Origin of the sequence: Dolichospermum planctonicum (assembly GCF_005402965.1) — a bacterium.
GTDB classification, from domain to species: Bacteria; Cyanobacteriota; Cyanobacteriia; order Cyanobacteriales; family Nostocaceae; genus Dolichospermum; species Dolichospermum planctonicum.
Window position 1 is genome coordinate 80541 of sequence record NZ_BJCF01000003.1, and the last position, 21843, is coordinate 102383.

17 protein-coding genes, 1 pseudogene and 1 CRISPR repeat array (1 of these 19 cut by a window edge) are annotated in these 21843 nt (G+C 37.9%); of the genes and pseudogenes, 7 read left to right on the forward strand and 11 right to left on the reverse strand.

All coding sequences use genetic code 11. The features are described from left to right. Window positions 1-708: a CRISPR direct-repeat array (repeat unit 36 nt; unit sequence GTTCCCACTCGCTGGGGATATTAATTGAATGGAAAC) (it extends 1031 nt beyond the left edge of the window). A 708-nt stretch (window positions 709-1416) separates the two neighbouring features. The 4 genes from FFO06_RS02370 to FFO06_RS02380 all read left to right on the forward strand — a co-directional run bounded on the left by FFO06_RS02370 (window position 1417) and on the right by FFO06_RS02380 (window position 6665). Beyond that, window positions 1417-5727, forward strand: coding sequence for a beta strand repeat-containing protein (locus FFO06_RS02370; RefSeq protein WP_137906599.1), 4311 nt, complete (start codon window positions 1417-1419; stop codon window positions 5725-5727). A gap of 62 nt (window positions 5728-5789) precedes the next feature. Next, on the forward strand, window positions 5790-6194 hold the full coding sequence (locus FFO06_RS21340) for a hypothetical protein (protein WP_190371706.1): 405 nt from the start codon (window positions 5790-5792) through the stop codon (window positions 6192-6194). After that, window positions 6181-6444: a J domain-containing protein gene (locus FFO06_RS21345; RefSeq protein ID WP_201275404.1), complete on the forward strand. Its 264-nt coding sequence runs from the start codon at window positions 6181-6183 to the stop codon at window positions 6442-6444. The genes FFO06_RS21340 and FFO06_RS21345 overlap by 14 nt, the downstream gene beginning before the upstream one ends. Before the next feature lie 2 nt (window positions 6445-6446). Beyond that, entirely contained in the window at window positions 6447-6665 is a 219-nt protein-coding gene (locus FFO06_RS02380; RefSeq protein WP_137906600.1) for a hypothetical protein, read from the forward strand. A 196-nt stretch (window positions 6666-6861) separates the two neighbouring features. On the opposite strand, the gene FFO06_RS02385 is transcribed toward FFO06_RS02380, so the two are convergent. After that, window positions 6862-8223 (reverse strand): NAD(P)/FAD-dependent oxidoreductase, encoded by a 1362-nt coding sequence (locus FFO06_RS02385; protein WP_137906601.1) that lies wholly within the window; start codon window positions 8221-8223, stop codon window positions 6862-6864. A 132-nt stretch (window positions 8224-8355) separates the two neighbouring features. Beyond that, window positions 8356-9219, reverse strand: a complete 864-nt coding sequence (locus tag FFO06_RS02390) for an isocitrate lyase/PEP mutase family protein (RefSeq protein WP_137906645.1) — start codon at window positions 9217-9219, stop codon at window positions 8356-8358. 496 nt (window positions 9220-9715) lie between these two features. Here FFO06_RS02390 and FFO06_RS02395 point away from each other — a divergent pair, with 496 nt between their 5' ends. Together FFO06_RS02395 and hisS are read left to right on the forward strand one after the other, a co-directional pair. After that, on the forward strand, window positions 9716-11137 hold the full coding sequence (locus tag FFO06_RS02395; protein ID WP_137906602.1) for an aldehyde dehydrogenase family protein: 1422 nt from the start codon (window positions 9716-9718) through the stop codon (window positions 11135-11137). Window positions 11138-11381: 244 nt separating this feature from the next. Then, window positions 11382-12776 carry a histidine--tRNA ligase gene (hisS, locus tag FFO06_RS02400; protein WP_137906603.1) on the forward strand — a complete coding sequence of 465 codons (1395 nt, stop codon included), beginning with the start codon at window positions 11382-11384 and terminating at the stop codon, window positions 12774-12776. 229 nt (window positions 12777-13005) lie between these two features. Here the strand turns inward: hisS and recR are convergent, their stop codons facing one another. Beyond that, on the reverse strand, window positions 13006-13563 hold the full coding sequence (recR, locus tag FFO06_RS02405; RefSeq protein WP_236097053.1) for a recombination mediator RecR: 558 nt from the start codon (window positions 13561-13563) through the stop codon (window positions 13006-13008). A 108-nt stretch (window positions 13564-13671) separates the two neighbouring features. On the opposite strand from recR, the pseudogene FFO06_RS02410 reads away from it, so the two are divergent. After that, window positions 13672-14004, forward strand: a pseudogene (locus FFO06_RS02410) (DUF4351 domain-containing protein); the annotation flags it as partial. On the opposite strand, the gene FFO06_RS02415 reads toward FFO06_RS02410, so the two are convergent. The 8 genes from FFO06_RS02415 to trpS all read right to left on the reverse strand — a co-directional run bounded on the left by FFO06_RS02415 (window position 14001) and on the right by trpS (window position 21577). Continuing rightward, the gene (locus FFO06_RS02415) at window positions 14001-14600 is read right to left on the reverse strand and encodes a MiaE family protein (RefSeq protein WP_137906604.1); all 600 of its coding nucleotides are present in this window, start codon (window positions 14598-14600) and stop codon (window positions 14001-14003) included. The pseudogene FFO06_RS02410 and the gene FFO06_RS02415 overlap by 4 nt on opposite strands. A gap of 79 nt (window positions 14601-14679) precedes the next feature. Further along, window positions 14680-16227, reverse strand: coding sequence for a mercuric reductase (locus FFO06_RS02420; RefSeq protein WP_137906605.1), 1548 nt, complete (start codon window positions 16225-16227; stop codon window positions 14680-14682). Between the two features lie 225 nt (window positions 16228-16452). After that, entirely contained in the window at window positions 16453-17139 is a 687-nt protein-coding gene (locus tag FFO06_RS21350; RefSeq protein ID WP_190396737.1) for a TVP38/TMEM64 family protein, read from the reverse strand. A gap of 27 nt (window positions 17140-17166) precedes the next feature. Further along, entirely contained in the window at window positions 17167-17880 is a 714-nt protein-coding gene (locus FFO06_RS21355; RefSeq protein ID WP_190371700.1) for a TIGR04283 family arsenosugar biosynthesis glycosyltransferase, read from the reverse strand. Continuing rightward, complete coding sequence (locus FFO06_RS02430) at window positions 17864-18118, reverse strand: DUF6737 family protein (protein ID WP_137906606.1); 255 nt, start codon at window positions 18116-18118, stop codon at window positions 17864-17866. Before FFO06_RS02430 ends, FFO06_RS21355 begins: the two co-directional genes overlap by 17 nt. Window positions 18119-18554: 436 nt before the next feature. After that, the gene (locus FFO06_RS02440; RefSeq protein ID WP_137906607.1) at window positions 18555-19298 is read right to left on the reverse strand and encodes a Uma2 family endonuclease; all 744 of its coding nucleotides are present in this window, start codon (window positions 19296-19298) and stop codon (window positions 18555-18557) included. A gap of 91 nt (window positions 19299-19389) precedes the next feature. Then, window positions 19390-20304, reverse strand: coding sequence for a methylenetetrahydrofolate reductase (locus tag FFO06_RS02445; RefSeq protein ID WP_137906608.1), 915 nt, complete (start codon window positions 20302-20304; stop codon window positions 19390-19392). Window positions 20305-20431: 127 nt separating this feature from the next. Further along, complete coding sequence (trpS, locus tag FFO06_RS02450) at window positions 20432-21577, reverse strand: tryptophan--tRNA ligase (protein WP_137906609.1); 1146 nt, start codon at window positions 21575-21577, stop codon at window positions 20432-20434. Between the last annotated feature and the right edge of the window lie 266 nt (window positions 21578-21843).

The window sequence follows — 21843 nt, forward strand, 5'->3', positions numbered from 1 at the left end:
TTCAATAAGGTTCCCACTCGCTGGGGATATTAATTGAATGGAAACGGATTCAACCGGCTGAACCAACTTAAACCGCAGCTAAGTTCCCACTCGCTGGGGATATTAATTGAATGGAAACGTAGATAACTCGATATTTAAGCTATTAGCAGTCTGACTAGTTCCCACTCGCTGGGGATATTAATTGAATGGAAACAAAATAATCAATTTCAGTTCTTCGTCTTGGATGTGTTCCCACTCGCTGGGGATATTAATTGAATGGAAACTATGCCGATTAATTCATGACTAAGCGCGGTGCAATAGGCTGTGTTCCCACTCGCTGGGGATATTAATTGAATGGAAACTTTCTATAAACCAGTTCAACTCATTCGCAATGTCGCTGGTTCCCACTCGCTGGGGATATTAATTGAATGGAAACAACTCATCACTACTGTCTATGTAAAGGTTAAGTAGTGTTCCCACTCGCTGGGGATATTAATTGAATGGAAACAACTCATCACTACTGTCTATGTAAAGGTTAAGTAGTGTTCCCACTCGCTGGGGATATTAATTGAATGGAAACAACTGCTGTAAGTTCATATTCCACCTCCGGGTTCATTTGGGTTCCCACTCGCTGGGGATATTAATTGAATGGAAACTCAAAATTTTTCATTTGTGACTCGTTTAAAAATAAAGGTTCCCACTCGCTGGGGATATTAATTGAATGGAACCGCAAATGGTAGGGGTGAACGGCCGTTCACCCCTACAAAGTCGGGGATATTAATTGAATGGAAACGCCCTCAAAACGCCCAAAGATGAGGTCTGGAATCTTGATAACTTCTATCGGGATTGTGTATAATGGATTTATGGGAAAATAAAAAATTATTAGAAATTGTCTTGCATAATTTACCTACTTTTGCTATACTATTATTAATCAATAAAAACAATTTAATTCCCGCGCTGCACCCGCGGGTTTTTTTTGGCATATCAAATAAAATTATATTCACCATAATCATAAGCATCATCATAATATGATGCTGTTTGCTGTATTCTCACAATAGAAGAAAAATTCTAGGCTTCTATAGCTTGATAGTTGCTATACCAACCAAAAAAAACAGTAAGCTCTTAGAAAGTTTCTACCTAAAAATAAAAATTGAGATGTCAGATTTAATTGAATTAAAACAAATCCCTGATTGGCGCAATCTCTTAAGAGCAGCAATTAAGCAAGTTATAGCTAATAAATCCTAATTTTTGTCCTTCTTCTCCCATTCCTTGGGTATCCTTGTTGATATTTGACGCACCCTACAACTATTGTTTATGGCTTTATATGCTAATAAGCAGCTATAGATAATCGTTAATACGGGAAATTGTTGATATGCTTTTGGAAAAATCACTAAATACCAGTTTAGAATATTAATAACTTATCAGGTGTATAGTGTCATGACTAATCATAATTGGCAATCTATCCTTAAAACCGCTCTGGCTAAATTACGTAAGTTTGCTGGTCGCACTGATTTTGATATTTCATTACAAAAAATATTTGGTGTTACAGGAGAAGATACTGTACTACTAAAACAGGCCTGGTTAACCGGGAATTTTAGCACGTTACCTAATTTAGAAATTATTGCTAGTAGTAAAATAAACAACGCTAGAGGTGCTTTTGCGGCGGCTACCAATACCCTCTATTTATCGGAGGAATTAATTAAAACCGCTGATTTAAACGCTATTACAGCAGTATTTCTGGAAGAATACGGGCATTATCTTGATAGTATCCTGAATTACCAAGACACCGCCGGAGATGAAGGTGAATATTTTGCTGCGGTGGTAACAGGAGAAGATTTGAGTCTGTGGGATATCGCTCGTTTCCAAACCGAGAATGATCAGGTTGTAGTTAATTTAGCTGGACAAGCAGTAGTAATAGAACAAAATCTGCCTATAATTTCTTTGGGAATTACACCTATTAACGCCAACGAAAATAATACATCTGGGGTTTTTACTCTCGGTCGTTCTGGTAATACTAGTGGTTCTCTGACGGTTAATTATACTATTGGCGGTACGGCTACTAATGGTACAGATTATGGTAGTTTATCAGGAACGGTGACTTTTGCTGCGGGAAGTCCAATTGCCACAGTGGCAGTTAACCCTATTGATGATAATTTATACGAGTTTACAGAAACCGTTACTCTGACTTTGGCAGCAGCAACTACCTATACCCTGGGGACGAATAGTACCGCTACTTTAACGATTACAGATAACGATCTTGTGGTCACTCAACTCACCAATAACAGCTACAATGATGCTTCTCCCCAAATCTCCAGTAACAATGTAGTTTGGTATGGCTTAGATGGCTATGACAATGAGATTTACCTTTACAATGGGACAAGTACCACTCAACTCACCAATAACAGCTATGATGATTATGCTACCGCAATCTCAGGTAACAATGTAGTTTGGTATGGCTTGGATGGTACAGACAATGAGATTTACCTTTACAATGGGACAAGTACCACTCAACTCACTTATAACAGCCGTGATGATTATGAACCCGCAATCTCAGGTAACAATGTAGTTTGGAGCGGCTACAATGTTAGCTACTCTAACTATGATATTTTCTTTTACAATGGGACAAGTACCACTCAACTCACCAGTAATTACTACAGTGATGATTCTCCCCAAATCTCAGGTAACAATGTAGTTTGGAGAGGCGTGGATGGCTATGACTATGAGATTTTCTTTTACAATGGGACAAGTACCATTCAACTCACCAATAACAGCTACAATGATTCTGCTCCCCAAATCTCAGGTAACAATGTAGTTTGGTATGGCTCGGATGGTATAGACCATGAGATTTTCTTTTACAATGGGACAAGCACTATTCAACTCACCAATAACAGTTATGAAGATTCTGCTCCCCAAATCTCCGGTAACAATGTAGTTTGGTATGGCAACGATGGTACAGACTATGAGATTTACCTTTACAATGGGACAAGTACCACTCAACTCACCAATAACAGCTATGAAGATTCTGTTCCCCAAATCTCAGGTAACAATGTAGTTTGGGTTGGTAAAGATGGTGGTACAGACAATGAGATTTTCTTTTACAATGGGACAAGTACCATCCAACTCACCAATAACAGCTATGAAGATTCTGTTCCCAAAATTTCACGTAACATAGTTTGGTATGGCTTGGATGGAACAGACTATGAGATATATCAAGCTAATTTTATTCCTCAAATTACCGTTGCTGCTACAGATGCTAATGCAGGAGAAACCGTATCAGGTACTACTCCCAACCCAGGAGTTTTTACCCTGACTCGTAACGAAAGCAATATCAATTTTTTGACTGTTAACTATACTATTACTGGCACCGCAACCAACGGTACAGACTATTCGCAATTAACGGGGACTGCTACCTTTGCAGCCGGAAGTACCACCACAACCATCACGGTTACACCTACGGACGACTTCATTTTTGAAGGTAACGAAAATGTAACTCTGACTCTGGCTACTGGCACAGGTTATACTCTGGGAACTGCTCAAACAGCCACGGTAACTATAGCCGATAATGACGCTATCCCCCAAGTCTCCATTAATGATGTCACTATCACTGAAGGCAATAGCGGCACAAGGAGTGCTAATTTTATTGTCAGTCTTTCTAATCCCAATAGTCAAACTATCAGCGTGAATTACCAAACCGTTGATGATGAAGCCACAACTGCTAACAATGATTATGTAGCCACAACCGGAACTATTACTTTCACTCCTGGACAAACAACTAAAACCCTACCGATTACCATTAATGGTGATACAGTTGGTGAAATTAACGAAGCCTTTACTGTTCTGTTGACCAATGCTGTTAATGCTACTTTGTTAAAAAATGAAGGTATCGGCATTATTAGAAACGATGACTTGCCTGGTGTGACTGTTACTGCTATTTATACCCAAGCTACGGAGTCAGGAGTTCTGGGTATTTTCCAACTCAACCGCACGGGTAGCATAACTAAATCTCTCAATGTTAATTACAGCTTATCAGGAACAGCTACCAACGGTACAGATTACAGTACATTAAACGGTGTTGCTACCTTTGCATCTGGGAGTAGTACAGCCATTATTTTTGTTAATCCTACTGAAGATACGAGATTTGAGGGTAACGAAACAGCAATTTTCAACCTGTTGACGGGTACTGGTTATACAGTGGGAACGAGTAATAGTAGCACTATTACCATTACTGATAATGACTCCCAACCGCAAATCAGTATTAATGATGTGACTTTAACAGAAGGTGATAGTGGCACAAAAACCTTTAACTTTGCGGTGACTCTTTCTAACCCCAGTAGTCAAACCATTACCGTCGCTTATCAAACAAGTAACGTTTCTGCTGTTGCTGGTACTGATTATATTACCCAAACGGGAACAATTACATTTAACCCTGGTGAAGTCAGTAAAACCGTGGGTGTTATTGTTAATGGGGATACGTTGGTAGAAAACAACGAAACTTTTAAGGTCAATCTTTCAACTCCTGTTAATGCAACTATAGCAGATGGAGAAGGTATTGCCACAATTAATAATGATGATGTTCCGACTTTAACTGTGAATAATCTCACTGTTGTGGAAGGGGTTGATAATAACGCAATTATGACTTTCACCCTTAGCACCCCTTCAAATCAAGGGGTTAGCGTTAATTACAGTACCACTGCGGGTACAGCCACAGCCAATAGTGATTATACTCCTGTGAGTGGGACTTTAACTATTGCTGCGGGGGCAACTACGGCAACTCTTTCTATTCCCATTGTTAATGACAACTTTAACGAACCCAATGAAACATTTAATTTAGCATTGTCTAATCCTGTTGGGGCTGTGGTTGTTAATCCCAATCCTGTGATTACTATTACGGATACCATCCAAAGTATTACAACTTTGACATTACCTGCTGGTGTGGAAAACCTCACTCTGACTGGAACTACAGCTATTAGTGGTACTGGGAATACAGGTAACAATGTCCTCATAGGGAACAGTGCTAACAACATTTTAGCAGGTGGTGATGGGAATGATACCTATAGTTTTAATGCTACCACAGTCTTAGGTAATGACACCATTCAGGAAACCTTAACAGGTGGAGTTGATGTTATTGATTTAACTGGTACAACTGGGGCTGCTACTCTGAATTTAGGAGTAACAACAACTCAAACGGTTGTTACCACTAATCTTCGTTTAACTCTTGCTGCTAATAATGTCATAGAAAATATTATTGGTGGTAATGGTGCTGATAGGTTAACGGGTAATTCCCTTGATAATAGCTTAGTGGGAGGATTAGGGGATGATAATTTGCGAGGTAATGGGGGTAATGATAGTTTAACGGGAGGTGTGGGTAATGATATTCTTACTGGTGATGCGGGGACTGACCGATTTATTTATAGTAGTGGTAGAGCCTATGATGCTGGTGATATTGGCTTAGACCTGATTTTTGATTTTACTACAGGAACAGATAAGTTTGTCTTGAGTAAAGCTACTTTTAATGTTCTTCAAAGCATCCTAGGTAATGGTTTGAGTCAAGGTAGTGATTTGGCGGTAGTTGATGATGATGATTTAGTTGATACTCAAGCTGCGTTTATTGTTTATAGTAGTGGGAGTGGTAACTTATTCTACAATCAAAATGGGATTACAGCGGGTTTAGGAAATGGTGCGGCTTTTGCAAATTTGTTTAATCCACCAACAACTTTAACGACAGCAGACTTTATAGTAATAGCATAGGGGTTAGGGCTTTCCTGCCGTTCGCCTCTACAGGGCTTGTCGCCACTGGCTGGGGACATTGATTGAATGGAAACGATGTGTTTGTACGGGCGAACTGCCGTTCGCCCCTACTGGGGACATTGATTGAATGGAAACCCGGAGTTAAAAGATGTAGCCGAAAAGAAATGACTCCACTACTTCTAAACCAACAAGTACATGATGAAATTATTCGTCTTTCCAAGGTGAGTCGGGTTGATACTAAAATCTTGGAGCAATTTGCTTGTTTTATTATCCAAAGTTCTCAACCAAAATCAAAAATAACTGTTGTATCACTTAAAATAGAGGAATTAAAGCAAGCTGTATATTATAGATTTAATGTGAAAAATACGCAGGAATTAAAGAATTGTGGTGCTTTTATAATGGCAACAGATGGGATGGAAAAGATTGACTTTCGCTTTAAAATTAACATGAGAAATGCTATATCGTAAATTTGTTGGTATTTTATCAGGAGAAGAAAATCAACAAGGATATGGCTGTATTAATGGGATTAATATATTTAACTACTTCAAACCTTGGCAGGTTTTTGGACTAGATCCAAAGACAGCTACAAAAGAAGAAATAAAATCTGCTTATTATAGACTTTCTAAAATATATCATCCTGATAATCCAGAAACTGGTGACAGAGGGATATTTGAGAGAGTTGAAATTATGTATAAAAGTATTATTACTGGAATTTAGATATGTCATTTGATAGGGAAGTTTTTTATATAGAAGAAGGAAAATTGTCTGAGGCTTTTGAACTCATGCAACTTGATTTTCAACTTGATTTTCAACTTGATTTTGATAATTTACAGCAAGTAGCTTTGAGTGAGGTACACCTTGTGCGGGCAAGACTTGTACTGAGATTGGTCGAAGTATGCCCGCACCACAAGAGTTTTATTATTAATATCTGTACTTGATAATACTGGGAACTGCTGTATGTGAAAAATTGGTTGATTCATCTGATGAAAGTATCATAATAATCTTGATTTTACCCTGTAGGTTGGGTTGACGCAAGGAAACCCAACATCCACCTCACCTAATTGGATTCAGTGTTGAGAGGAATGGCGGGTTTTTTAATCCAGGTTAATGCGGTGGTACTAAAAACCACAAATCTTAGAGATTGACTGGTTGCTTTTTTCCTGTAGTCGGAGAATGACTACTATTGTTAACAGTTTGCGGTGTTAAAAAAGCTTCTTTCCCTGTAATCAATCGAGAGCGACGATTACGAGTAATATAATTCCAGGCCCATTGAATTATGACTACTATTTTAGTGTCAAACTCGATTAAGAAGTAGATGTGAATTATTAACCAAAATACCCAAGCAATAAAACCTGTGAGTTTAATGAAGCCTAAATCTACAACAGCTAAATTTTGCCCAATCATCGCCAAACTACCCACGTCGTTGTAATTAAATTGTGGTAAAGTGTGACCTTGAAGTCGGAGTTGAATGAGTTTACCTACATACTCTCCTTCTTGTTTGGCTACGGGTGCAACACCGGGTAAGGGTTTACCATTTTGATGGGAGAAGTTGGCTAAGTCTCCAATGACGAAGATATTCTTATGATCCTTGATGGTTAAGTCAGGTTCTACAATGACTCTTGCAGAGAAATCGCACTCTACATCTGTACGTTCTGCGAGGATTTTCCCCAGAGCCGAACCTTGAACACCAGCAGCCCATAATATAGTTTTTGAGGGAATTTCTGTCAATTCACCGTTTTGCTTGAAGGTAACAATGTCATTTTCAATATTCGTAACTCTGGTTTGGGTATGAATAACCACACCCAACTTTTGCAAAGATTCTACTGCTACTTTGGATAATACTGGGGCAATATGTGGGAGAATGCGATCGCCCCCTTGTAATAGTAAAATTTTCGTTTCTGATGTGTCAATGTTGCGGAAATCTTCTTTAAGAGTTTTGTATGCCAATTCGGCGATCGCACCGGCTAATTCTACACCGGTTGGACCTCCGCCCACAATCACAAAAGTCAAGAAAGCCTGGCGTTGTTTGGCATCAGTTTCTTTTTCTGCTGCTTCAAATGCTGAAAATATCCGCCGCCGCATTTCTATTGCATCTTCCACAGTTTTCAAACCAGGAGCAAATTCTTTCCAGTGATCTTTACCAAAATAAGAATGGTTAGCACCTGTGGCTACAATTAATGTATCATAAGGTATGGTTTCATCGCCTAAAATAACTTGTTGTTTTTTGGGGTCAATATCAGTTACTTCTCCCAAAAACACTTTTGTATTCTTGCTTTTGCTGAATACAGATCGTAATGGTGCTGAAATATCAGAAGGTGATAATGTACCTGTGGCAACTTGATATAAAAGCGGCTGAAATAAGTGAAAATTGCGTTTATCAATCAGAGTCACATTTACATTGGTATTAGCCAAAGCCTTTGCCGCATACAATCCACCAAACCCACCACCAATGATAACAACCTGATGTGGTGCATTATTCTCGCGTGGAATAACCATAAACAATATTTCCTTTTGTTAAGAGTCGTGTAACCTTTCTTAACAAATATGTAACAATATTATAATATGTTTTGCCGTTTATTGAGAACACTAAAAAAAATACTAAAAGTAGTCAAGGTTACTAATATTAAATCATGGTTGATATGACTGTTCTATAGCTAAATATTCAGGAACATTCATGAGTTCTTGAAAATCTTGGAAATTCATCAAACCCGGTAAATTATCAGTAGTTCCCTGTGCCTTCAAATGACGGAAACACACATTCATGACTTCAGTGACAGCCATGAGTGCAGTCAGAGGAAAAAAGACAATTTTAAACCCCAAATTTTGCAATTCTTGAGGAGAAATTGGCGGAGTTTTACCACCTTCGACAATATTTGCAACTAATGGTACATGAGGAAAAGCAGCGGCTATAGTTTGCAACTCTAGCACAGATTGGGGAGCTTCCACAAACAACACATCTGCACCAGCATTAATATATAATTGACCACGGTCAATAGCTTCTGCTAAACCCAAAGGACCGCGGGCATCAGTTCGGGCTATAATCACCAAACTACTATCACCTCGCGCTTCTACCGCAGCCCGGATTTTTCCCGCGTGTTCAGTCATAGAAATCACTCGTTTACCTGCAAAATGACCGCATTTCTTCGGCCATTCTTGGTCTTCTAAAATTATTCCCGCTAAACCCAATTGAACCGCATCTTGGACGGTTCGCATGACATTTAAAGCGTTACCATAACCCGTATCACAATCGGCGATTAAAGGTATATTAATTGACTTAGCTATCCGGCCGATACTGTAAAAATTTTCCGTAGCCGTGAGAAAACCATAGTCAGGTAAACCCAAGGTAGAAGCAGCAATACCGAAACCGCTAGTAGCAGCGACATCAAAACCCGCTTTTTCTACCAATTTTGCACTCAAACAGTCATAAACACCGGGAATAACGATAATTTCAGGAAGTGCGAGTAATTCCCGCAGTTTTTGAGCAGCCAACATACCAGTAACCATAAATGGACTATTTTCAGAATACAATAAATACTGTAAAAACGGTTTAGGAAACCTACAATAGGGCTTGCTGAATAAGTTGTCTGTGAGGGGAGGGAACAGGGGACAGGTGATAGGTGACAGGGGACAGGGAACAGGGGACAGGGAACAGGGGACAGGGGACAGGTGATAGGTGACAGGTGATAGGTGACAGGGAACAGGGGACAGGGAACAGTTTTAACTGTCTGGATATCCTCAATTTTCCAAATCCGACAAAGAAAAATGCAATTCATTTTGAGACACCATTAGCCAAAACCTGGCACTAAACCTGGCACTTTTTTGTGGTAAAAATCCGCGAAACCCTTTACCGTTTGTTAATAAATGGTTTTAGGTTTTTCAGCAAGCCCTACAATATTGATTGTAATTCTTCCTTTGCGTCTTTGCTCCTTTGCTCCTTGACGCGAAATCAAATTAAATATTTTTAAATTCACATTTAAATTAATCACAAATGAGTAAACCCATAGAAGTTCGCAACCCCCGCACAGGTAAATTTGATTATGTCATTGTTCCTCCACCACCAAAATTACTTTCCCAGCAATGTCACAGGCTGCGGAGAGGACAAATTATCTGGCAAAAATTAGCAGTTGAGGAAAGAATTGCGGCCTTAAAAAAATGGAAACAAGCTATATTATCAGAACGGACTCAATTAACAGAAGCTTTAGTTAGTGATACGGGTAGATTATCAACATCAATCATGGAAATAGATTCATTTCTTGCTAATATTGATAAATGGTGTAATTTAGCTCCGCAATTACTACAAAGCACGGCAAAAAATACATCTATTCCTTTTATTTCCTTACAACAAACTGCTGTTCCTTATCCTCTTGTTGGCGTAATTAGTCCTTGGAACTTTCCCCTATCTTTGTCCACCATTGATACAATTCCTGCCTTATTAGCTGGTTGTGCTGTGATAGTTAAACCCAGTGAAATAACTCCTCGTTTTGTCGCTCCTTTAATGACTTCCGTAAACAATATACCCCAATTAAGAGAGGTTTTAAATTTTGTGGAAGGAGGAGCACAAACAGGAGCAGCTTTAATTGAAGATGTAGATTTAATTTGTTTTACAGGGAGTGTGGAAACTGGGCGTTTAGTCGCTGAAAATGCGGCAATTAATTTTATTCCAGCTTTTTTAGAATTGGGAGGAAAAGACCCGGCTATTGTTTTAAAATCAGCGGATTTAGATTTAGCAACTTCAGCAATTTTATGGGCTTCTGTAACTAATACAGGACAGTCATGTTCAGCCATTGAAAGAATTTATGTTGCTGAATCTATATTTGAAGAATTTTATCATCAATTAGTGACTAAAGCCCATCAATTAAAACTAGCTTACCCAACTATTGACAGTGGTGAAATTGGTCCAATTATTTCTGAAAAACAAGCAGCTATTATTAATGATCATTTACAAGATGCTATGTTAAAAGGGGCTGTAATTCACTGTGGTGGTAAAGTAGAAGAATTAGGTGGAGGTTGGTGGTGTCGTCCCACAGTTATCACTCAAGTTAACCATTCCATGCAGATAATGACTGAAGAAACATTTGGACCGATTATGCCTGTGATGTCTTTTGCTAATCTTGAAGAAGCGATAAATTTAGCCAATGATTCTATTTATGGACTTAGTGCTGCTGTATTTGCAGAATCAGACGAATTAGCAATAGAAGTTGCCAATCAAATAGAAGCTGGTACTATTAGTATTAATGATGCTGGTTTAAGTTCATTAATTAATGAAGGAGACAGAAATGCTTTTAAATTTTCTGGTTTGGGAGGTTCACGGATTGGTACAATGGGTTTAAATCGCTTCTTACGAAAAAAAGCATTTTTGATGAAAACTAACTCTAGTAAAGATCCTTGGTGGTTTAATGATGGAAATTAACCATATAGGATATGAGCCTGTTTAGCAAAAATGTAGTAAAACAAAGATAAAGTAAACTTAAATAGTAGTAAGTAGTAGGGTTTGTTAGCGTCAGCATAACCCACGGACATATAAGGTGCGTTACGGCTAATCATTAATCTTTAAAGGTAACAAATATTCTCAAGCCGTAACACACCCTACTTAATATTTACTACTTAATATTTACTAATACTCTAGTTAATTTCCCATTTAGTAAGGTAAGAACATGACTAAAAATGACAAAATCAACTTTTCTACTCCCAGTGGTTTTCCTGAATTTCTACCCAGCGAAAAGCGACTAGAAGTACATTTACTAGATATTATTCGCAAGGTTTTTGAAAGTTATGGTTTTACACCCATTGAAACCCCAGCAGTGGAACGGTTAGAAGTGTTGCAAGCTAAAGGTAATCAAGGTGATAATATTATTTATGGTATCGAACCAATTTTACCACCAAATCGTCAAGCAGAAAAGGATAAATCGGGAGAAACTGGTTCAGAAGCTAGAGCTTTAAAATTTGATCAAACTGTTCCTTTTGCTGCTTATATTGCACGTCATTTGAATGAATTGACTTTTCCCTTTGCTCGTTATCAAATGGATATGGTATTCCGGGGAGAACGGGCAAAAGATGGACGTTTTCGGCAGTTTCGACAATGTGATATTGATGTGGTTGCTCGTGGTCAACTCAGTTTACTTTATGATGCCCAAATGCCGGCAATTATTACGGAAATCTTTGAAAAAATTAATATTGGTGATTTTGTTATTCGCATGAATAACCGCAAAATCCTCACAGGTTTTTTTCAGTCTGTAGGAATTGCAGAACAGCAAATTAAAACCTGTATTAGTATTATTGATAATTTGGAAAAAATTGGCGAGGTTAAGGTTAAACAAGAGTTAGAAAAAGAAGGTATTTCTTGCGAACAAACGGAGAAAATTATTGAGTTTATTAAAATTGATGGTAGTGTTGATGATATTTTAGATAAACTCAAACATTTAGCCGAAAATATTCCCGAAGCAGCAGAATTTAATTTAGGGGTAACGGAATTAGCAACTGTGGTTAATGGGGTGAGAAATTTAGGAGTTGCTGATAAACGTTTTTGTATTGATTTATCTATTGCTCGTGGTTTAAATTACTATACTGGCACGGTTTATGAAACTACTCTATTAGGCCATGAGGCTTTGGGGAGTATTTGTTCTGGTGGGAGATATGAAGAATTAGTAGGAATTTTTATCGGTGAAAAAATGCCTGGTGTGGGTATTTCTATCGGTTTAACTCGGTTAATTAGTCGCTTGTTAAAAGCGGGTATTCTTAATAGTTTATCTGCGACACCAACTCAGGTAGTGGTAGTGAATATGCAAGAGGATTTAATGCCTATGTATTTACAAATATCACAACAATTACGTCAAGGGGGGATTAATGTTGTAACTAACTTTGAAAAACGCCCTTTAGGTAAACAATTTCAAGCCGCAGATAAACAAGGAATTAGGTTTTGTGTAATTATTGGTGGGGAGGAAGCAGCAGCGCAAAAATCGTCGTTAAAAGATCTACAAAGTGGTGAACAAATAGAAGTAAATTTGGCAGATTTGGTAGAGGAAATTAAACGGAGAATTACTAATCATTAAACATACAGCAAGTAGCTTTGAGTGAGGTACACTTTGTGCAGGCAAGATGCCCGCACCACAAGAGTTTTATTATTAATATCTGTACTTCATAATATCGGGAACTGCTGTAATTAAAGATTAGACCTCGACCAAATTTAACTATACTTTATGCACAAACCTTGTAGAGATGTTATAGAAAACGTCTCTACATTCTCTAAATTGTAGAGAGAAAAAGGCAATATAGCAGCTTTTAATCTAACTCTCTCCGTCCTTCTAATGCTCTGGCCAGGGTTAATTCATCAGCGTATTCTAAATCACCACCTACGGGTAAACCAAAGGCAATACGAGTTACTTTAGTAAAGGGTTTGAGTAGTTGAGCTATGTATAATGTTGTCGTTTCCCCTTCGATACTGGGACTAATGGCTAAAATCACCTCTTGGGGTTTTTGTCCGCTTACCCGTCTCACTAAAGCTTGAATAGTTAACTGTTCGGGACCAATACCATCCATGGGGGAAATTACGCCACCTAAAACATGATATTTACCTTTATATTCGCGGGTTTTTTCTAAGGCAATCAGATCACGAGAATCTGCAACTACACAAATAGTGCTATTATCTCGCTGAGGATGACGACAAATTTCACATACTGGGTCTGCGGACAGGTGAAAACAAACTTGACACAAACCCACTTGTTTTTTTGCGTCAATAAGTGCTTGAGCTAAAGCTTCTACTTCTGCTTCTGGTCTTTTTAAGATGTGCAAGGCTAATCGTTGGGCGCTTTTGGGACCAACTCCGGGTAGCCGTTGCAGTTGTTCAATTAATCGAGCTAAGGGACGTGCGTAAACCGTAATTTTACCTCCGGGCTTTTTCTCTATTTTACAATAAATATGTTTTGCACCAAGGCACAAAGGAGCAAAGATGCAATGTTAGATATTACGCTCAAAGAAACTAGAGTTTATCGAGAAATTAAAGAGGAAGGAAGGGAAGAGGGAAGAGAAGAAGGACTGGAGGAAGGACTAGAACAAGGTCTGGAACAAGGAATAGAACAAGGCATACAACAAGCGACAATTGGTTTGGTGATTCGACAACTAACAAAGCGGTTTGGTAAAATATCTCAAAGAAAGATAAAATCTATTTCTGGTTTACCATTATCTGTTTTGGAAGAATTGAGCGAAGCACTTTTAGATTTTAATAGTTTAGCTGATTTGCAATCTTGGTTATTAATACATAGTCCGGGAAAAATTGACTAACTATGTATTCTCGGTTCTGGGTGTAAAGTTGATAATAATTGACTTTCCACCTCTGCTAATTCATCTAATCTATCCATGACAATTTTTCGCTCAAAATAGGTATCCGCTAAAACCCAATATGTGCCAAAATGTCGGGCTTCTGAGGCCATTAAACTGCGGTAAAATTGAGCTAATTCTGGTTCTGGACAATTAGCAGCTAGAAGTCCTAAACGTTCATGGCTGCGGGCTTCTATTAAACCGGTAACGAGTAAAGAGTCTAAAAATCTATGGGGTTCTTGGCCGCGAACTTGGGATTTTAAGCCGGCACCGTAGGGGGGTGCGGATAGGGCTGTAAGTTTGATCTGACGGCGTTCTAGCCATTGGTTGACCAGTTCAAAGTGTTCTAATTCTTCACAAGCGATCGCTGTTAATTCCCTAACCATTTTATGATGAGAAGGATAACGAAACATCATATTTAATGCTACTCCGGCGGCTTTGCGTTCACAGTGGGAGTGATCTAATAAAATAATATCAAGATTAGCGATCGCTTGCTCTACCCAAGCATCATTAGTAGGTTGTTTGAGAGCATTAATAGTGGGTAAAGGTGAACTCAGCACAGCAAAAATAACTCCGAGTTGAACAATTTAGCTAATTAATTTTACAGTGATTTTCTGTAATTGCTGATTTTTTTGATAATTAAGAAAACTTTGTTAAGAATCTCAATAACTGCTTGGTTTTTGGTGTTAGTAAGCTGCGACGATAAGCGTCTGCGGCTTTTTTAATTGCTTCTGCTTGGGTTGGGTAAGGATGAATTACACTACTAAGTTTACTTAAACCAATTTTATTGACAATAGCTGTGGTAATTTCCGAAATCATCTCCCCAGCATGATTAGCAACAATGGTTGCACCGAGAATTTGATCTGATCCTTTCTGGTGATGAATCTTTAAAAAACCAGATTCTTCCTGATCTGCGATCGCTCGATCTATACTTCTAAAGGGAATCTTGATAGTTTCTATTTCTATCCCCAATTTTTGAGCGTCATTTTCATACATTCCCACATGAGCAATTTCCGGGCTAGTATATGTCACCCAGGGCATGATTAAACTACTGAGTTTAGATCGTCCCCAACCAAAGGGGGAAAATAGAGTATTTTTAATCACAATTCGCGCCGCCGCATCAGCTGCGTGAGTAAATTTCCAATTCATGCAGACATCACCAGCGGCGTAAATTTTGGGATTTGTAGTTTGCAAATAATCATTCACTTTGACACCCAAATTCTGATCATATTCTACACCTACTGCTGCCAAATTCAAATTCTCTACATTGGGACACCGTCCCGCACCAACTAATATTTCATCAACTGTCACCGAGTCTCGTTCACTATTCACAGAAAAATAGAGTCGTTTTCCCTCGGTTACTGTCACCACTTCTTCTAATTGACAATTTAATACTAAACGAATACCTTCATCAATTAAAACTTTTTGTAAAATTTCTGCTGCTTCCCTATCTTCCTTGTTTAAAATCTGTGAACCACGATCAAATAATATTACCTCACAACCCAACCTGCGAAATGTTTGGGCTAATTCACAACCAATAGGACCACCACCAATGATTGCTAATTTTTCTGGTTTTTGAGTTAGAGAAAAAACAGTTTCATTAGTTAAATAACCCGCTGCTTCAATTCCGCGAATTTTCGGTTTAATAGCCCTAGCACCCGTAGCAATTACAGCTTTTTTAAATTTTAATGTTTTCTGGGCAACTTCTATAGTATTATTATTTGTAAATTTACCATCACCTAAAAAAACATCAATTCCTAAACCTTTAAATCTTTCCACGGAATCATGATGACTAATACTAGCCCGAATGCGTCGCATTCTTTCCATAACTGTGGAAAAATCAATATCAAATTGTTGGGAAATATTAACACCTAAATCCTTAGCTTTCTGCATTTCTCCAACTACACGGGAAGAACGAATTAAACATTTAGAAGGTATACAACCAAAATTTAAACAATCTCCTCCCATAAGATTTTTTTCAATTAATGCGACTTTTAGACCTATATCTAAACCCGCAGCACCCGCAGCCACAACTAAACCCGCAGTTCCCCCACCAATTACTACCAAATCATACAAATCAGCCCCTTGGGGATTAACCCAATTATCGGGGTGAACATTTTTGAGTAGTTTTTGATTATACTCATCCATGGGACGAATTGTTACTCTTGGAGATTCGGGAATTGACATTTATTTTACCTCTAAATTATCAAGGATAAAGGATAAAGTATTTTTTGATTATCTAATCTTTATTTAATAAATAGATCATCATCAAAAATTTGTCAGTTTTATATTTAACAAATCTAGAATATTTCAGAGTTGGGGAGATTAATCATTAGCAGTGAAGCACTGATATATAATCATACTTTCCTAGTAATAACACTAATATTTAAGTTTACTAAATGCTTAGGAAAATCATTCTAATATTTCCTCTTTTAAAGCCTTTTTAGCTATCTTAGTGACATAAACCGTAACCGCAATTGTGGCTATTAAACCAATAATTTGAATTACCCAATGGAGAATCATATTATCAGGTTGGCTCTTATTACCAATTAACGCTAAATCTCCTACTAAATGTCCCAGATAAACATACATAATTGTCCCCGGAATCATCCCGAATGAAGCCAAAAAATAGTCTTTTAAAGAAACACTAGTAACTCCCAAAGCGTAGTTTAATAAATTGAAAGGAAATAAAGGAGAGAGTCGAATTAAAAAGACAATTTTTAATCCTTCTTTGCTAACTGCTTGATCAATATTGGCAAATTTTTTATAACTAGAGATTTTTTCTTTTACCCAACCTCTAGCTACATAACGTCCTACCAAAAATGCAGCTACAGCACCCAAGGTAGCACCGATAAACACATATAAAGAACCCCAAATTACACCAAAAATTACTCCAGCACCTAAAGTGAGAATTGCGGCTGGTAAAAAAGCCAAAGTAGCAAGAATGTAGATAGCAATAAATACTATTCCTCCCAAAGCACCAAGGCCATTAATCCATTGTAAAGTATTTTGTAAAAATGAGAGAAAACTGGGAGAAGATGCTTTAATAGATTCCTGTGCTAAAGCCAAATCTATTTCTGATAAAAATGTCATAACCATGAAAATTTTTTACAATTTTTACAATTTTTACAATTTTGAAGAAGAGTACCAATTACGAATTTGATTGGGGGAAATACCCAATAAATAAGCAATGATAATAATTTGATTCAGAAGAGTAGTTGGCAAAATTCCTTTTTTTAACCACCGACGCGGTGAAGTAATTACAGGTGTGGATAATAGATAAATTTTGCCGATATGTTTTAATTTCCTGACCATTTCAAAATCTTCCATAATCGGTATTTGGGGGAAATTACCAACTTTTTGAAATACATCCTTAGTCAAAAAAATAGCCTGATCACCATAGGGCATTTGTAAAAGATTGCATCTCCATTTTACCCCAAATTCGACAAAACGCAACCCCCAATGAGGTGAATTTATTTGTAAAGCAAATGCACCAGCCACAATTCCTGGTTTTGCTAATGTTTTCCGAATCATTTGCTCAAAATTAGTTGGTAAACGGGTATCAGCATGGAGAAACAGGAGAATTTCCCCACTAGCAGCCATAGCACCCACATTCATTTGATTAGCGCGTCCAGGGGGAGAGACAATTATCTTAGCACCCAAGGATTTAGCTATCAATAATGTTTCATCTTTTGAACCACCGTCAACAACTATTATTTCTATATTTGTGCTGGATTTTGTGCTATTAATTGCAGATTGAATATTATCCGCTTCATTGAGAGTGGGAATAATAATAGAAATTTGCTTTTGGTGAGTATTTTGACTAATCATTTCTTTCATGATGATCATTGTTATCTATATTATTCAAAAGCCCACTTTCAACCATCATCTGCGGCCAAATTAATAGAAAAAATCCCATCCAAATTAATAGTGGAATGGCCACTAAAATTGTTAACCACATAATTTTAAATACTAACCAACTACCACTAATTAATGTGATAGCAGTCAGGACAATTGACCAAGGTTGACACCACCAAGGTTTATATTTCCAGGGGTTAATTGTTTGTTGTTGAGACATTTTTCTATGAAGAAATTTATGGATTTGTTTTTTAGTTTAGCAGGAAATGTCTATTTTAGGCTAGGAGGTTGTTGGTCAAGTCAATTAAGCACTCATTCATTACAGGGAAAATTATGAGGATTAAAAGCTTGTTCTTGTGGTTACGACTGTCGAATTTTGTTTACTTTAGAAATTGATGAAAATAATACAGAAGAAGTGATTCTTTTACTTGATATTGGTAATCATGATGAAGTTTATTAGTCTGATAGTTTGTTTGGTGGTGAAAAGGTTATTGATCATCTGTCTCTACTCCCGTTAAATCCAAAATCGTCACCATTACATTTACAGCGATTTCCAATCATATAATGTACATCTTAGCCTTCTGATCCCTTGCGGGGAGGGGTTTGGGGGTGGGGTTCTTGTTCCGGGTTTGATGACAATTTGCTGTAATTTAATATTACGCTTCCGGTTCAATTCCCAAAGCCCGTAATTGTGCAGCCAAGCGATTTGCTCTTTGTGTTTCCTGTTCGGCTCTTTCTTCACCAGTTAATAATAAATTACCTTGCAAATCCCACCACCGCAACCAGGGTAACTCCATATTTTGATATTCACCCGTCCATAAACCTAACTCCACACCTGTATGTGTAATTGGATAATGTCCTCGTTCATTTGCTGGTAATAACTGATATTGTCCACCAATTAATTCATAAACTTCTATACTGGCTTTATTCACTTCATAAATGCCATAAAAGGCGGGTTTAATCACCTGTTCATAAATCCAGAATTTACCTTTCCAAGGCGTTTTATCTCGCTCTTCTGCACCATTCCCAGAAACAAATTCTAACACAATTAATGGTGAAATATATTCTTGCCAAAGAACATAGGAACGTCGGCTTTTACCATCTAAAGAAGGTGGGACATTGGGAACATAAAACCAGTCTGGCGCTGCTGCACCAATTTCTGGTGGTTCAGTAATACGCCAATAAATACCTAAATCCTGACCAATAAAATATTGACCATCAGAATAAAGTTTTTGTAATACTGGTTTGATAGAATCAGTTAGTAGAATACTTTGGGGATGTTCTTGCCAATTTTTCACGAATGTACCGTTAGAGTCTGGTAATTGGGTATGATCTGGAAGCGAGGTTTCTGGATAAGGGCGTAAGTCTGGATCTTCCTGAACATCAGTTGTAAAAGTCATATATCCTCCTAATAGTGTGAGGTTTATTCTAGTTTAGCAAAATTGGGGGGGAAAGCGATCGCACCTAACTAAATACGATCGCTTTTTCCTCCTAACTAACCTTCTCTACCCCCGCTAAATCCAAAATTGGCGCGATCAAATCTTCCCGCTTGACCGCCATAATATGCACTCCTTGACACAATTCTCTAGCAATTTGCACTTGTTCTGCGGCAATTTTTATTCCTTCTTCCAGGGGATGTTTTGCTTTAGCTAATCTCTCAATAATGTGTTCAGGAATATTCACACCGGGAACAGCTTTGTTAATAAATTGGGCATTTTTCGCCGATTTCAAGAGAAAAATTCCTGCTAAAATTGGTTTATTATAACCACAGGCAATTTTATCCATGAACTTCTCTAATATTTCAAAATCAGTAATTAATTGACTTTGAAAAAATTGCGCTCCGGCTGCTATTTTCTTTTCAAACCGACTTTGTAAACCGGACCAACTGTGAGATTGAGGATCTACCGCCGCCCCTGCAAATAAGTCTAATTTACCATCAGTTAAAGGTTTTTCATTAAAATCAACTCCCAGATTCATGTTTCTAATTAACTGCAATAATCGCACAGCTTCCAAATCAAAAACAGCTTTGGCTTGAGGATGATCACCTGCTTTTACCGGGTCGCCAGTTAAAGCTAAAATGTTGTGGATACCCAAAGCATGAGCGCCCATTAAATCAGCTTGTAATCCAATTCTATTGCGATCGCGGCAAGCAAATTGACAAATCGGCTCAATCCCATTTTGCAGTAAAATTGCCGAAGCTACCAAGGAAGACATCCGCATCACAGCGCGGCTACCGTCAGTAATATTGACAGCATGAACTCTCCCCTTAAGAGTCGCCGCCATTTCTATGGTATGGGTGATATCTCCCCCTTTCGGAGGTGCAACTTCAGCGGTAATGAGAAAATCTCCTGCTGCTACGGCGGTGCGGAAGTTGTTTAATGTACTGGTGCTATAGCTATTCTGCATGATGCAAATTTAATTTTAAGGTTTTCTTAAAGGTAAACTGAATTACACTTTCTAGTTTAAACCTTAGTATGAGTCAGATCCCTGACTGGTCAAAGAGTCCAGGAATCTAACATCTATACAATTCTAATTATAAAGGCACTGTATAACCTAGTGCTGCTTTTACATCTGCTAAGGTTTGATTAGCTATAGCCTCGGCTTTTTCTTTACCATCTTTTAAAACTGACTCTAAATAGCCTTTATCTGCCATTACCTCCTTATATTTATCCTGAATTGGTTTTAAAGCATTAATCGCTGTTTCTGTTAACAAAGGTTTGAATTGTCCCCAACCCATATCTGCACATTCGGCCGCTACGGTTTCCTTCGTTTTTCCCGCTAATAGGGTATACAGGGTTAATAAATTATGACATTCGGGACGTTCTACATCATCAAAGGTTAAACCGCGAACTGGATCGGTTTTACAGCGTTTAATTTTATTGACAATTTGCTCAGGTGAATCTAAAACATTAATCCGGCTTAATTCCGAGGGATCTGATTTTGACATTTTCCGTGTTCCATCTGTCAAACTCATTACCCTTGCACCTTCCTTTCTAATCAAAGGATCTGGTAACTTGAATACGGGTGCTTTTTTTTTCTTCAAAAGCTCCTGCTCAAGTTCTTTTTTGGCTTGAAAATAATTAGTTAATGAGTTTTGATTTCCCGATTTCTGCCAAATATCATAAGCGCGTAGCTTAATATTTTCTTCTGCAATGGTCCGTTGTGTGCGATTGGGAAATTGATGATTAAACCTGTTAACAATATCCCGCGCCAGTTCTAAATGTTGCTTTTGATCTTCACCGACAGGAACTTTATCCGCTTGATAAAGCAAAATATCCGCAGCCATTAATACTGGATATGTCAATAAACCAGCGCTGACATTTTCACCTTGTTTAAGTGCCTTTTCCTTAAATTGAATCATGTCCTGTAGCCAATTTAAGGGAGTAATGCAGTTGAGTAACCAACAAAGTTCACTGTGTGCGGAAACGTGGGACTGAACAAAGATATGAGAATATTGTAAATCAATACCACAGGCTAGATATAAAGCCGCAATAGTGTAGGTATCAGCCGCTAAAGTGGCGGGATTATGTGGTACAGTAATGGCGTGTAAATCTACCACACAAAAGAAATTTTCATACTGGTCTTGAATTTCTACCCAGTTACGAATCGCACCTAAATAGTTACCTAAGTGTAAATTACCAGTTGGTTGAACTCCCGACAGAACGCGCTGCTTACCCATAATTATCCGTTATTTATCTCCTCTTCCCCGCTTTGTCAATGGGGCGGTTACAAGACTCATTTTAGCCGTCATTGGGGATTAGTTATTGGTGTTTGGCAAAATTTCCCAGTCTGCTGAGGGAAAAATTTTTCTAACATCATTATCTTATGGAATTATTTTCTAGATCTAAAAATAAAAAATATGTACCTCCAGAGGGATAAAAAGTAACGAACCCAGATTTTATAGTTCAGACTAAATGGGCTTGAATAGGAAAATAAATCAGGGGG

What these genes read in the sequence shown, in the direction of transcription:
- FFO06_RS02370 (WP_137906599.1), top strand. Translation starts at nt 1,417, where the DNA reads ATGACTAATCATAATTGGCAATCTATCCTTAAAACCGCTCTGGCTAAA.
- FFO06_RS21345 (WP_201275404.1), top strand. Translation starts at nt 6,181, where the DNA reads ATGCTATATCGTAAATTTGTTGGTATTTTATCAGGAGAAGAAAATCAA.
- FFO06_RS02380 (WP_137906600.1), top strand. Translation starts at nt 6,447, where the DNA reads ATGTCATTTGATAGGGAAGTTTTTTATATAGAAGAAGGAAAATTGTCT.
- FFO06_RS02385 (WP_137906601.1), bottom strand. Translation starts at nt 8,223, where the DNA reads ATGGTTATTCCACGCGAGAATAATGCACCACATCAGGTTGTTATCATT.
- FFO06_RS02390 (WP_137906645.1), bottom strand. Translation starts at nt 9,219, where the DNA reads ATGTTGGCTGCTCAAAAACTGCGGGAATTACTCGCACTTCCTGAAATT.
- FFO06_RS02395 (WP_137906602.1), top strand. Translation starts at nt 9,716, where the DNA reads ATGAGTAAACCCATAGAAGTTCGCAACCCCCGCACAGGTAAATTTGAT.
- hisS (WP_137906603.1), top strand. Translation starts at nt 11,382, where the DNA reads ATGACTAAAAATGACAAAATCAACTTTTCTACTCCCAGTGGTTTTCCT.
- FFO06_RS02420 (WP_137906605.1), bottom strand. Translation starts at nt 16,227, where the DNA reads ATGTCAATTCCCGAATCTCCAAGAGTAACAATTCGTCCCATGGATGAG.
- FFO06_RS21350 (WP_190396737.1), bottom strand. Translation starts at nt 17,139, where the DNA reads ATGGTTATGACATTTTTATCAGAAATAGATTTGGCTTTAGCACAGGAA.
- FFO06_RS21355 (WP_190371700.1), bottom strand. Translation starts at nt 17,880, where the DNA reads ATGAAAGAAATGATTAGTCAAAATACTCACCAAAAGCAAATTTCTATT.
- FFO06_RS02430 (WP_137906606.1), bottom strand. Translation starts at nt 18,118, where the DNA reads ATGTCTCAACAACAAACAATTAACCCCTGGAAATATAAACCTTGGTGG.
- FFO06_RS02440 (WP_137906607.1), bottom strand. Translation starts at nt 19,298, where the DNA reads ATGACTTTTACAACTGATGTTCAGGAAGATCCAGACTTACGCCCTTAT.
- FFO06_RS02445 (WP_137906608.1), bottom strand. Translation starts at nt 20,304, where the DNA reads ATGCAGAATAGCTATAGCACCAGTACATTAAACAACTTCCGCACCGCC.
- trpS (WP_137906609.1), bottom strand. Translation starts at nt 21,577, where the DNA reads ATGGGTAAGCAGCGCGTTCTGTCGGGAGTTCAACCAACTGGTAATTTA.